A 13,106-nucleotide genomic window follows, 5' to 3' on the forward strand; every position below is an offset into this window, starting at 1 on the left:
ACCGCGTGATCTTCATGGATGGGGTGAAATCATCAAAGAGAATGTCCCTGAAGGGTTTCTTCGATCTCCGCGCAAGTGGTTTTGTATGCCACGGACGGCTTTCAACCGGCACCCTAAAGACGGCTCAGGACGGCAGTCGTTTGAGCACAATGCTGAGCTGTTTGGTGCATTTGCGCCGTTCTGCCTGAGCGATCCGCATCTCATAATCGCGGCACCTAGACGTTCATTGGAGGACCGCCATGACAATCTACAATATTGCTCTGATCGGCTTCGGCGGCGTTAACCGCGCTTTGGCCGAGCTCATTGCCACCAAGAACCACCTGTGGGAACGCGACCTAGGGTTTCGTTTGAATATCGTCGCGGTCAGCGACCTGCATCTGGGTTCGGTCATTTCCCCCAATGGCCTTGATGCCAAGACGCTCGTCGAAGCCAACTTTGCAAAGGGCGGCTTTGGGCAGCTTTCGGGCGGAAGTTCCGAGGCTGACAATGAGACGATCATCAAGACGGCGCCTGCAGACATAGTCGTCGAGGCGACCTTCACCAATCCGAAGGACGGCGAGCCTGCCGTTTCCCATTGCCGTTGGGCATTGCAGACCGGCAAGCATGTCGTCACCACGAACAAGGGCCCGGTGGCGATTGCAGCCCGGGAACTGAAATCGCTGGCAGCGGCGAACGGGGTTCGTTTCGAATACGAAGGTTCGGTCATGAGCGGAACCCCGGTCATCCGGATGGCGGAGAAAACCCTTGCAGGCGCCGAAGTGACGGGATTCGAGGGAATTTTGAACGGGACATCCAACTTCGTGCTTGGCCGCATGGAAGGCGGTCTGGACTTTGCTGCCGCGGTCAAGGAGGCACAGCAGCTCGGCTATGCCGAAGCTGACCCCACTGCCGATGTCGAGGGCTTCGACGTGCGCCTTAAAGTGGTCATTCTGGCGAACGAGTTGCTGGGGGCGAATCTGAAGCCGGAGGACGTGACCTGCAAGGGTATTTCCGATCTCTCGCCTTCCGACATTGAGGCCGCGGCAAAGGCAAACAGCCGCTGGAAGTTGATCGGATCTGCTGTCCGGGCCGAGAACGGCAAGGTAACCGGCAGTGTCGCGCCGAAGCGGCTTGCACTGGAGCACCCGCTGGCAGCGGTCAATGGGGCGACCAACGCCGTGTCGCTGAATACCGAGCTGTTGGGCGCTGTGACGATCACGGGACCAGGCGCCGGCCGGATCGAGACCGCATACGCGCTTCTTTCCGACATCGTTGCCATTCATGCCGCCGGCAAGTCCGCGGTTACCAAGGAGGCCGCGTAATGCACAATCTTGCGCTTAGCAAAACGACATTCGCCGAAGAAATTGTCGTCAGCAATCCGTTCGACGGTTCGATTGTCGGGACGGTTTCTGAGACCAGTGCTGCAGGCATACACGCGCTTTTGGAACGAGCAAGACGCGGTGCGCAGGTCGCAAGAGATCTTGCGCGACACCAGCGCGTCACAATCCTTGAAAAGGCCGCCACAGCAATCGAAGCCGCAAGGGAGGAATTCGCGCTCCTCATCGTAAGGGAAGCCGGCAAGACGATCACTCAGGCGCGCAAAGAGACGACCCGGTGCGTCAACACCCTGAAGCTTTCCGCCGACGAGGCCAAACGCAACGCGGGCGAGGTCATTCCCTTCGATTCCTACGCGGGCTCGGAGTCCCGCCAAGGCTGGTACACAAGAGAACCACTCGGCATCATCGCCGCCATCACGCCCTATAACGACCCTCTCAACCTCGTTGCTCACAAACTCGGTCCGGCGATCGCCGGCGGGAACGCAGTGCTTTTGAAGCCTTCCGAGCTCACACCCTTGTCGGCAATCAAACTCGTCGAGGTTCTTCTCCAGAGCGGCCTTCCGGAAGAAATCGTGACGGTCGCGGTTGGGGGAGCTGAGCTCGGGAAAGCTCTCGTTTCAGCTAAGGATGTCCGCATGATCTCCTTCACCGGCGGCTTCGCCGCCGGCGAGGCAATTGCAAAGACCGCCGGCATCAAGAAGCTTGCTATGGATCTGGGTGGCAATGCCCCCGTCATCGTTATGGAGAATTGCGACTTTGACGCTGCTGTCGAGAGTTGCGTGTCGGGGGCCTACTGGGCAGCCGGCCAAAATTGCATTGGCACGCAAAGGATCCTGATTCAGCGTCCTATCTACGATCGTTTCAAGACGGAATTCGTGGCCGCAACAACGAAACTCAAGACTGGCAATCCCTTGGACGCGGATACCGACGTCGGTCCGATGATATCGAGCAAGGCTGTCGGTCGAGCCGCCGCCATGGTCGACCGGGCGCTGGCCGCCGGCTCGACACTGCTTTGCGGCCATGAGCCTGTCGGCAATCTCTATCCGCCGACAGTCCTGGAGAGCGTTCCTGTGTCTTGCGATGCGTGGATCGAAGAGGTGTTCGCCCCGATCGTCATTCTTGAGCCCTTCGACGAGCTCAGCGACGCGATCGTCCTTGCAAACGGCCCCGAATACAGCCTCCACGCCGGCATTTTCACCAATGACCTGGATGGAGCTCTCGAAGCCGCCGACAAGATCGAGGCCGGGGGCGTCATGATCAACGACTCCTCGGACTACCGCTTCGATGCGATGCCGTTTGGGGGATTCAAGTATGGCAGCATGGGTCGCGAGGGCGTTCGGTTTGCTTATGAAGACATGACGCAGCCGAAGGTCGTGTGCATCAACCGTTTGAGACGCTGACGTCAGCCTTCAGTCAGCTCGGTCCCGTCCGCGTACCCAGAGGTATTTAGATGTTCAAAGGTTCCATTACTGCGCTGCTTACGCCCTTCGCTGACGGTCATGTCGACGAGGTTGCCCTGTGCAACCATGTCGAGTGGCAGATCGAGGAAGGATCCTCCGGCTTGGTTCCCTGCGGAACCACCGGCGAAAGTCCTACACTCAGCCACGCCGAGCATAAGCAGGTTGTCGAGATTACGATCGAGACAGCCAAGGGCCGGGTCCCGGTTATCGCTGGGGCCGGTTCAAACAGTACGGACGAGGCGATCGACTTTGTGCGTCACGCGCAACAGGCTGGCGCCGACGGTTTGCTGATCGTCTCGCCCTACTACAACAAACCCACACAGGAAGGTATCTATCAGCATTTCAAGGCTATCGATGCCGAGGCGACAGTTCCAATCATCGTCTACAACATTCCCGGGCGAAGCGTCATCGATATCCAGGTCGAAACGTTGGCGCGCCTTTTCAAGGACTGCCGAAATGTGACGGGGGTCAAGGATGCGACTGGCAACATTTTGCGGCCATCTCTCGAACGGATGGCCTGTGGAAGAGACTTCAACCTTCTTTCCGGCGAGGACGGGACAGCGCGTGGCTACATGGCGCACGGAGGACATGGTTGCATCTCAGTCACGGCAAATGTCTCCCCGCGCCTTTGCGCCGACTTTCAGCAGGCTTGTTTGAATTTAGAGTTCGCCGCTGCCTTGGAGTTGCAGGACCGTCTGATGCCACTGCACCGGGCTCTCTTCCTGGAAACCAACCCTGCCGGACCAAAGTATGCATTGCAGTGGCTTGGTCGGATGCGCGGGGACTTGCGACTGCCGCTGGTCCCGGTTAGCCCCCCCATCCAGGAGGCAATCGATCAGGCGATGCGGCACGCCGGGATCCTCTCTTGAGCGGGCTAGGAAACATGTCTGTTGAACGCATCGAATCCGATCTGATCGGGCCGCTCGCAATCCCTGGCAACGTGCTCTACGGCGTGCACACCCGTCGCGCTGAACAGAACTTTGATGTCTCGGGGCTACAACTGAAGGACTTTCCTGAACTCATCCAGTCCATGGCCATGGTGAAGAAGGCAGCGGCACTGGCAAACATGGAACTCGGACTGCTCTCGCGGGAAAAGGCGCAAGCGATATCGGACGCTTGTGATGAGCTCGTGGAGCTCAGAGGGGTCGAAGAAAATTTTCCCGTGGACATGATGCAAGGCGGAGCAGGCACATCGACGAACATGAATGTCAACGAGGTTGTGACAAATCTCGCGCTGGTCAAACTCGGCGCCACCGTAGGCGACTACACCACGCTTCACCCTAATGACGACGTCAATCTCTCCCAATCGACAAACGATGTCTATCCGACCGCAATCCGCCTGACAGTGTTACGGGCGTGCGACGGGCTCGTGTCGGCGCAGGCCAACTTGCGCGACGCCTTCAGGGCAAAAGCGGTTCAATACAGGAATGCACTGAAGGTCGGCCGGACCCAGCTTCAAGATGCCGTGCCGATGACGGTTGGCCAGGAGTTCGAGGCCTTTGCCGAGCTCATTGATGAGGACATCATCCAGATTCAGTCGGCATCGAGACTGTTGTTGGAAATCAACCTCGGGGGTTCGGCTATTGGCACGTCGATCAATGTGCCGCGCGGGTTCCCAAGCATCGCCTGCGGCCATCTTTCAAGGATTTCGGGCATTCAGCTCGTAGCTGCCCGCAATTTCATCGAGGCGACATCGGACACAGGCGGTTTCGTCTCCTTCTCGGGCGTGCTGAAGCGCATCGCAGTCAAGCTCACAAAAATCTGCAATGATCTGCGCCTCTTGAGCAGCGGACCGCTTGGTGGCCTGGGCGAAGTCCGCCTCCCGCCCGTACAAGCTGGCTCTTCCATCATGCCGGGCAAGGTCAATCCGGTCATCCCGGAGATGATGAACCAACTCAGCTTCCAAGTGATCGGCAACGATCTTACCGTGACGCTCGCCGCTAGCGCGGGCCAGCTGCAGTTGAATGCGATGGAGCCGGTGATCGTCCTGAATATTCTGCAATCAATGCGGATGCTGACGAGAGGAATGGAGATCTTCAAGCAGCGTTGCGTGGACGGCATCGAAGTAGACTTGGATCGTTGCAGGGACCTGCTTGACCAGTCCCTCGTTCTTGCCACGCCCTTGGCAAAGCTCATTGGGTATAGCAAAGCGGCTGAGTTGTCCAAGCGAGCTTTGGCTGGGAAGAGGAACCTGCGGCAGGTCGTGGAAGAAGAGGGGGTTCTGCTTCCTGATCAGGTTGAGCAAATTTTCGGCAACAGCGCCGAGTTTGCGGGTTTCTCCAAAGCCTTCTCAGCTTAAGGGAGGCGGAGCGTGGCTGTATTTACTGCGCTGTCGGACACGGACCGGGACTTCATCGCCTCGGCCTACGAGATGGCATCATTGTCATCTGTCGTTGGGATAGCCGACGGCGATAGGGAGACGACCTATCTCTTCCGGACCAAAGAGGGCGAATTCATCGTAACTCTTTTCGAGAACGGCGCCGAACCGCTGGACCTGGAACGAGCATTTGCGACCATGGAGATCCTACATGGTAACGGCGTCCCATGTCCCAAGCCGATACGCACGAAAAACGGCCTTGCCACGCTTCAGGCTGCTGGCCGGCTGGTTGCGATTGTGAGCTTCGTATCCGGTTCGTCGACAACCGATCCGACCCTGGCCAGATGCGAGAGCCTCGGTCGAGTGATGGCACGCATTCATACCATCCTGCAGCGCAGTCAAAAAACGCAGCAAGCTACCTTGCCAACTGGTGCAGTGCATGGCGCACTGGATTGCCGGAACGTTTTCTTCCTTGGTGGTGAGGTCAGCGGCGTCATAAACTTCAGGCTGCGCCACGATGATGTGCTTGTTTCTGAAATCGCCGACGTGCTTGTCGGTTGGACGAGCCGGGCGAATGGAGAGTTGGACCCTAGCAAGACCGGCGCTATTCTTTCCGGTTATCAGAGCATCAGGAAGCTTGCCGACTCCGAGATGGCGGCCCTTCCTGGCTTTGTGTTGGCTTCAGCAGCTAAACGGTATGCAAATGGAGGGGCCAAAACTAACCTCCCCGAGGCCGCCCTACTGGCTTATGGTTCATTGCGTCTAGAAATCATGGCCTGATCGGCTGACTCAAACACACATGAAGTATCTCCTTGACCGTACGGATGAACAGATTCTCAGCGAGTTGAGGACCAACGCCCGCATTTCCCATGCCGAGCTATCTGCCAAGGTAAACCTATCCCGCAATGCGGTTCGAGTTCGAATAGAGCGGCTCGAACGAGAGGGCTTTATAAAGGGCTACACGATAGTCACTGGCGAGGGCGGGAACAAGCAGCACCTCACTACAGCGCTGATGTTCGTTTATCGGCATGACCGCATGAGAGGCGGTGACGTCATCCACGCGCTAAAGAAGATTCCAGAGATCGTTTCATGCGATGTGATGACGGGTGATTTCGACCTGCTGGTGAGGGTCGAGGCGCCCGAGGCCGATCGCATTCGCCAGATCTGGCAACAGCTTTCTGAACTGCCAGGTGTGCGGGATACTCTGACGGCGTTCGTCCTCTCGTCAGTCATTCGCAATTAACCCGGAGCAGCCGAATTCGGCGAGTGCTCAGGCGCCTTCCAAGCAACGATCGACATCGATGTTCGCTGGCGGAAAAAATGGTCGCCTCGACGCGGTGCATCCATTCCCGCCAGCGCGCCTCCGGCGGCAGATGATAGCAGTCAAACAGATGGTCATCTGGCCGGCCTTTTAGGATCTGTTGCAACCTTTTGATTACCAGCGCTGTGGCAAGGAGCGTTCGATCATTTCGGAGGGTTGCAATGTTCAAAGGCCGCCAGTTCGACCAATCCGTGATCCTGCTGTGCGTGCGCTGGTACCTTGCCTACAATCTGAGCCTGCGTGATCTTGAGGAGATGATGGCCGAGCGCGGCATTACGGTCGATCACACGACCATCCACCGCTGGACCGTTCGTTTCTCGCCCTTGTTGCTCGAGCGTTTCAACCGGCGCAAGCGTAGCGTGACCGGCAAATGGCATGGCGACGAGACCTACATCAAGGTCCGTGGCCAGTGGATGTATCTCTATCGCGCCATCGACATTGTCGGTGACACAGTCGAGTTTTGGTTCGGCGAGCAGCGCGACCTGCCCGCAGCCAAGCGCTTCTTCATAAAGGCGCTGGAGCGTCATGGCCGACCGGATCGCGTCATCATCGACGGGAGCCAGACCAACCACGAGGCGATCGTTTCCTGCGACACCACAAATCGCTTGCAGGATCGCACCCGGCGCCGGCTGAAGCCGATCCGCATCCGCCGGAGCCAGTATTTGAACAATCGGATCGAGCAGGACCATCGGCGCATCAAGCGCCGGGTCCGGCCGATGCTCGGCTTCAAATCGACGGCCACCGCCTCCACCATCCTTTCCGGCATCGAAATGATTCACATGATGTGCAAGCGACAGGCGAGGTACGCCTTCAATCCGAATCCGTCCCTGGCCGAGCAGTTCGAAATCCTCGCCGCCTGATTGACCTCGCATCAGGCCTCTCTGCGCCCCTATTCAGCCGTTGCAACAAACCCATATTACTTGCTTCTTGTTATTTGTTACAGCTGTTGCCGCTCGGATTCTTGTTAACCCAAGGCGTGTGCCGAGAGCGCAAATACAGAAATATCCTGTGCTTGATTTGGTATCGCTCCGTAACTCATCGAGCGGGCTCCATCCTGGTGCGATAATCCAAGGCCCGTCAGCCACACAGAGAGGTAGTTGCTGCCTATAAGGTCGACCCGCGTAAACTTGCCAGCATTGTTGGCTAGCCAATACTGGATCAGCGTCTTGGCTGCATCAAAATCGGCGGCAACAACGGGCCCTATGCACCAACCACGGCCGTATTGGCGCAGCATTGCAAACCCGGCTGGATTGCCCTCGCGAGTTAATGCGACGCCCCTGGCCTCAGGCAGCAGTGCTTCCACCAATCTGGTTCGATCAGCGCCACTTGCTCGTGAGTATAGTTCTGCAGGCAAGCTCTCAGATGTGGCGACCGGCCGGATCAGTTCCCCTGGCGCAAGGGTCGGCAAAGCCAAATTTGGAACTATCCCCTGGTGCTGGTACAACTCGCCGATGTCGGTAAAGCCTAGCTTTGCGTAGAGGGGCGTTCCGCTTTCCGTGGCCTGAAGAACGATGGCACTGCCGTCCAGTTGCACCATCATCGCCTCGACCAGCCTTCGGCCCAGCCCCCTACCCTGCTGCAAGACGTCCACGATAACCATTCCCACAGTAGACATGTTGGCACCATGTCGGAACGCCATGATCGTTCCGGATACTTTTCCGCCTACTTCTGCAACTATTCCTTCGCCGATTCTAATGAGGAAGGCCCAATCTTCTTCCCGGTGCGGCCAACTCACACTACGAGAAAGCGCCAAAGCAGCTTCAATATCTGCATGAACCATCGGCCGAAGGACCGCCTCTACGGGGTGCTCATTCATCTCGAATTACCTTGTGTCCTTATTCACGCCAGTGGATTCCGACGCCGTAGCCTGACCCGGGAGGAGCAGGGCTGCCAACGCTGTGTATCCGTCAGATCATGCTCCCGCATCAGGCGGCGGATCTTCTTATGTGAAAGTGCGCCCCCTGGTCAGCAGGAGTTTAGTACCCGAGCCTCCCGTCAACAGACTTGGTCAATGGCTTTCCCGCCAGGAACCGGGCCAAGTTTTCCAGGAAGCTCGGAACCACATCCTCCGCCACGATCGGGCCGGAGACGTGGGGCGTCAAAATCAAGTTCTTCTGTCCCCAAAGCCGGCTTTCGACAGGTAATGGCTCACGCTCGAAGACATCGAGCACCGCGCCTGAAATTGCCCCCCCTTCCAGCGCGTCAGAAAGGGCCTCTTCGCTTACACTATGCCCGCGGCCGACATTGATGAAGACAGCACTTGGTTTCATGGCGGCGAATACATTCGCGCCAAAGAGGTGTTTCGTATCATTGGTGGCGGGCAAGACACTAACAAGGAAGTCACATGCTGACGCGAAAGCGAGCAGATTTTCGGCACCCCTGTAGACCATGCTGACCCCTTCAGGCGGGGGAGCCTCGGAACGTCGCCAACCGATGACCTGCATGCCATTGCGGTTCAGCGCCGTCGCAATCTTGGTTCCAATGTCACCAAGACCCGCGACACCAACGACTTTTCCTGCCGCGCGATCGACTACATAGGGTTGCCAGACACGATCTTGCGCTTGAGACCACGCCCGCCGAAACTGCTGGGTGCTGGCATAGATAGCGCCAAGGACATACTCGACCATGCGGGGGGCGATTGCTGACCCATCAGTGCGCGATATCATGAGATCGGGATTGCGACCGAGGTCGTCGACTACATCCTCAACGCCAGCGTTTATCTTATGGACCCAGCAAAGCTTCGGCATCGATCCAACTAACCCAACCGGAAACTTCCATCCCAGGAGGATCTCTGCATCATTCAAAGCAGGCATCGCTTCCTCGGGCGTTGTCGCTTCAAACAGTTTCACATCTGGAACAGACTGCCGGAGAAGCTTCGCATAGGCGGATGTTTCTCCCGGTACAGGGGAGTAGATGAGAATAACGGGTGTCGTCATGATTGGGTACCGAAACAGCGCTGCTTAACAACGCCCGCCAGTGTGGCAGCGGCCTTCTCGACCTGATCTACCTCCACATATTCGTCAATCGTATGGGCCTGAGCCAGCCGGCCCGGCCCGAAAACAAGACAATTCACATTGCCGGTTCGGGACTGCACTACAGACGCATCGGTATAGGCGGGAAATACCGTAATCGCTCCGGGTTCACCCGTGACAGCTGCGACGCTTTCAACAAAAGTCCGGGCCAACAGTCCATTCGGGTCCGCTTCCACTGGTGGACGATCACTATTAATTTGGCGATAAACCACGGTCGAACCAGGTACCAGCGTTTCCGTCTCCCGAGCACATTTTTGTATAACCGCCAAGGTGCCGGCGATAGTCATCGGCGGCGGCAGCCGGATATCCATCTCAATGCGGGCATGGTCTGGCACGACATTGGTCTTGATGCCGCCAGTAAATGCGCTGAACGTAATCTCAGCCTTACCAAGTGTCGGATGATGATACGGAAGTGCGGCAATCTCCTGTTTCATCATATGGATAAACTCGGCTCCAGCACGGATGGCGTCAACGCCGACTCCAGGGTTACCCGCATGCGCCAGCTTGCCTGCTATCTCGACCTCAGCCCACAGCAACCCCTTGTGAGCAACCATGACCTCCAGGTTGGACGGTTCAGTCGCTACGACCAGTGTATTCCCGTCGACAATGCCGCCATCGACCAGAGCGTTGGAGCCCTTCTGGTACGGGCCCTCCTCGTCCATAGTCGCGCACATTAGCAAGGTGCGGTCCAGCATCTGGCCCGAGTGCGCTGCCTTCGCGAAAGCATACATTGCAACGGCAAGCCCCGACTTCATGTCACAGCTGCCTCGCCCGTAGAGTCTGCCGCCGACGATCTTGCCGCTGGTCGGAGAATGCGTCCAGCCTTCCCCGAATGGAACAGTGTCCATATGCGCCAGCAGAGCAAGCGGCGGCAAGTCACTGAGACCGGAGAGTCGCGCTATGATATTCGGCCGGCCAGGCAGTACCTCCTGCACTTCCACCTCTGCCCCCGGAAGAGCAGAGAGCCATTCGCGAACGAAAGCAGCGACGTCGGCTTCGGTGCCGATGGGATTCTCACTGGGAATCTCCACCAACTGCTGTGTGAGCACAACCGCATCCGCAGGCCTTAGGGCCTCAGTCGCGCCACGGCCTGCACTCGAAACACCGCGGTTAGTTCGTTCAGCTGACATCTCGCCTCTCAGGGTCTGACTCATAATGTTTCTGATGGATATCATGGATTTTCGATCCGCCGTGTCATCAGTTGAACGGATGCGAGCAGGCCGTCCGTTCGCTCCGTCACCAAGCTTACAAACCTGTCCTAGCCAGCCTAAGGCGTGTCTGACGCCTGGGGCGGGTCATCGAGGCGACACGTCGCGATCTAATCATGGCTTAATAGTCATGCAGGGCGACGACCGCTTCGCTTTCCATCGGCAGACCCGAAACCTCAAAGGTGGCCCGAGCGGGGTAGGGTGCGGAAAAGAACTCGGCATAGGCCGCGTTGGCATCGGAAAGCGGGAGAGATCGCGCACGAGGACGGTAGTCTTGACGATGCGCGATGTTGATGCATGCGGCACGGGCGATGGCGGCGATATTGCGCGGGCATTGCCGCGCCATCCGAGGGGGCTGTCGAGCGACCTCATGCGGGCCCTGCGCCAGCGCAACACGACCTCGTCGTCATCCGCGATGTACCGATATGCAGGACAGCGATGTCCTCTGCACCGAAAACCTGGTCTGCATCACCGCCCCGAACTGGATTCCGCCGAACGACGGCGTTGGACCGCTGGCGCTGGTGCTCGCCCCTGCGCCCGTCGCAGCGTGGCGCTTGCCGCCCTGGAGCAGAACGGCATCCCATGGAAATGCATCGTCACCTGTACGAGCCTCCAAGGCGTGTTAGCTAGTGGTACGTACCGGGCTCGCAGTGGCGGCGGTGCCCGCCACGCCGACAAGCAAACGACGCTCGCTGCCCGCGCGCTCGCCCGCACTATGGCGGAAGTGCTGACGGAAATGACGAACTCGTCCCGGGTGTCGGGAGATCCCGACAGACGCGGTTGGCGATTTGTTCAACGGCCCCTACCAGCCTGAAGCTTAACTTAAATCTACAACCCTTTATCGCGCGTCCTCAATAATCATGTCAGCCGCCTTTTCGCCGATCATGATGCTGGTGGCGTTCGTATTGCCCGAGATGATTTCCGGCATTATCGAAGCATCTGCCACACGCAGGCCGTTGATATGATGAACCCGCAATCTTTCGTCCACGACAGATGCTCGTGAACTAGCCATACCCATCCGGCATGTCCCGCATATGTGGTAGCTCGATTCCCCTTTGCGCTTAGCGTAGGCGAGAAGGTCTTCGTCCGTGGCAACGGGCAGGGCCGGTTCCACTTCTTCCTCGATGAATGGCCTCATGGAGCTAGTGGCGAAAAGGCGTCGCAGCAACTTGATGCCGTCCACCAGCGTCTGGCGGTCTTCCTCTTCACTCAGATAGTTGCCCAAGATCGCAGGCGCCTCTTTCGGGTTTGACGATCTGATCCGAACGAAGCCTCGGCTCCGAGGCACATGCTGGTCAACAATCGCAGTGACCCCTGAGAACGGATGCAGCCGGACTGATGATTCTGTCTCCTCCCGCGAGAACGGGAAGAAGTGGATTTGCACATCACCGTGCTCGAGTTCCGGTCGCGTTTTGGTGAACACACCCACGACGCCGGCTGCCACGGTAAGGGGGCCTTTCCGGGTCAAACCATATTGCACAAGTGCCTGCGCCCGGAGAGGAAGGCTCCTCAGCTGATTGTTCAACGTCCACGGCACGTTCACTCGGCATTTAACGGGGACGGAGAAGTGATCCATCAGGTTCTCGCCCACTCCTGGAAGGTCCGCAACCACCTCGATGCCCTTTTCGCCAAGCAGTGCAGCCGGACCTATCCCTGACAATTGCAGCAGTTGGGGTGAATTGATCGTTCCGCCGGAGACGATCACTTCGCGCCCGGCATTGGCGACGAATGTCTTGTCCCCTTTTGTGTAGGAAATCCCCGTCGCCCGGCCGTCCGCAACAAGAATCTTTTCGACCAGCGCATCGGTGACAATGTGGAGGTTCGGCCGCTTCCTTGCCAGTTTCAAATGACCGCGTGCGGTCGAGCTGCGCATCCCGGCCCACTGAGAAAGCTGGAAATAGCCAGCCCCTTCCTGATCCGCGCCATTGATGTCCGGATTGCGCGGAATGCCCAGTTCCCCCGCGGCGTTGATAAAGGCTTCAGTCAAAGGGTTCCGCCAATCGGACTGCATCGTGCGGATAGGCCCGTCGCGTCCGTGGAATTCATCGTCCCCGCCCTGGTGTGTTTCCAGTTTGCGGAAATACGGAAGCACGTCGTCATAGCTCCAGCCGGCGTTTCCGAGCTGCCTCCAATGGTCGAAATCGCTGCGCTGTCCGCGCACGAACACCATGCCATTAATCACGCTGCTCCCGCCAAGGCCCTTTCCGCGAGGAGCATAGATTCGCCTGCCATCGAGAAACGGCTCGGGTTCACCTTTGTACATCCAGTTGAAGCGTGGGTTCTGAAACGTGCGGGCAAACCCGATTGGAATGTAAAGCCATGGGTTGCGACTCGCCGGACCCGCCTCGACGAGCAGCACCTTGCGGGCAGGATTCTCGCTGAGCCGGGCGGCCACCACGGCACCGGCCGACCCTGCGCCTACAACGATGAAATCATAGATATCAATCATGTC

At 58.1% G+C, this 13,106-nt stretch carries 12 protein-coding genes; 7 read left to right on the plus strand and 5 right to left on the minus strand.

The genetic code is table 11. The features are described from left to right. The first annotated feature begins 239 nt into the window (after window positions 1–239). The 7 genes from AC56QX_RS36310 to AC56QX_RS36340 all read left to right on the plus strand — a co-directional run bounded on the left by AC56QX_RS36310 (window position 240) and on the right by AC56QX_RS36340 (window position 7,274). Window positions 240–1,301, plus strand: coding sequence for a homoserine dehydrogenase (locus tag AC56QX_RS36310; RefSeq protein ID WP_497118660.1), 1,062 nt, complete (start codon window positions 240–242; stop codon window positions 1,299–1,301). Next, complete coding sequence (locus AC56QX_RS36315; RefSeq protein ID WP_497118661.1) at window positions 1,301–2,716, plus strand: aldehyde dehydrogenase family protein; 1,416 nt, start codon at window positions 1,301–1,303, stop codon at window positions 2,714–2,716. Before AC56QX_RS36310 ends, AC56QX_RS36315 begins: the two co-directional genes overlap by 1 nt. 50 nt (window positions 2,717–2,766) lie before the next feature. Continuing rightward, a complete protein-coding gene (gene dapA / locus AC56QX_RS36320; protein WP_497118662.1) occupies window positions 2,767–3,645 on the plus strand; it encodes a 4-hydroxy-tetrahydrodipicolinate synthase in 879 nt (292 codons plus the stop codon). 14 nt (window positions 3,646–3,659) lie between these two features. Next, a complete protein-coding gene (locus AC56QX_RS36325; protein ID WP_497118663.1) occupies window positions 3,660–5,075 on the plus strand; it encodes an aspartate ammonia-lyase in 1,416 nt (471 codons plus the stop codon). A 12-nt stretch (window positions 5,076–5,087) separates the two neighbouring features. Continuing rightward, window positions 5,088–5,873: a phosphotransferase gene (locus AC56QX_RS36330; RefSeq protein WP_497118664.1), complete on the plus strand. Its 786-nt coding sequence runs from the start codon at window positions 5,088–5,090 to the stop codon at window positions 5,871–5,873. Between the two features lie 19 nt (window positions 5,874–5,892). After that, on the plus strand, window positions 5,893–6,336 hold the full coding sequence (locus AC56QX_RS36335; protein ID WP_497118665.1) for an Lrp/AsnC family transcriptional regulator: 444 nt from the start codon (window positions 5,893–5,895) through the stop codon (window positions 6,334–6,336). A gap of 239 nt (window positions 6,337–6,575) precedes the next feature. Next, window positions 6,576–7,274, plus strand: a complete 699-nt coding sequence (locus AC56QX_RS36340; RefSeq protein ID WP_497118666.1) for an IS6 family transposase — start codon at window positions 6,576–6,578, stop codon at window positions 7,272–7,274. 104 nt (window positions 7,275–7,378) lie between these two features. Here AC56QX_RS36340 and AC56QX_RS36345 read toward each other — a convergent pair whose 3' ends face one another. The 5 genes from AC56QX_RS36345 to AC56QX_RS36365 form a co-directional block, all read right to left on the minus strand. Further along, the gene (locus AC56QX_RS36345) at window positions 7,379–8,230 is read right to left on the minus strand and encodes a GNAT family N-acetyltransferase (protein ID WP_497118667.1); all 852 of its coding nucleotides are present in this window, start codon (window positions 8,228–8,230) and stop codon (window positions 7,379–7,381) included. Between the two features lie 160 nt (window positions 8,231–8,390). Continuing rightward, a complete protein-coding gene (locus AC56QX_RS36350; protein ID WP_497118668.1) occupies window positions 8,391–9,350 on the minus strand; it encodes a D-2-hydroxyacid dehydrogenase in 960 nt (319 codons plus the stop codon). After that, a complete protein-coding gene (locus tag AC56QX_RS36355) occupies window positions 9,347–10,495 on the minus strand; it encodes a M20 family metallopeptidase (RefSeq protein ID WP_497118669.1) in 1,149 nt (382 codons plus the stop codon). The genes AC56QX_RS36350 and AC56QX_RS36355 overlap by 4 nt, the downstream gene beginning before the upstream one ends. A 280-nt stretch (window positions 10,496–10,775) precedes the next feature. Beyond that, on the minus strand, window positions 10,776–11,000 hold the full coding sequence (locus tag AC56QX_RS36360; RefSeq protein ID WP_497118670.1) for a hypothetical protein: 225 nt from the start codon (window positions 10,998–11,000) through the stop codon (window positions 10,776–10,778). Between the two features lie 492 nt (window positions 11,001–11,492). Next, complete coding sequence (locus AC56QX_RS36365; protein WP_497118671.1) at window positions 11,493–13,103, minus strand: GMC family oxidoreductase; 1,611 nt, start codon at window positions 13,101–13,103, stop codon at window positions 11,493–11,495. Between the last annotated feature and the right edge of the window lie 3 nt (window positions 13,104–13,106).

This window comes from Mesorhizobium sp. RCAM 06353, from assembly GCF_059683585.1.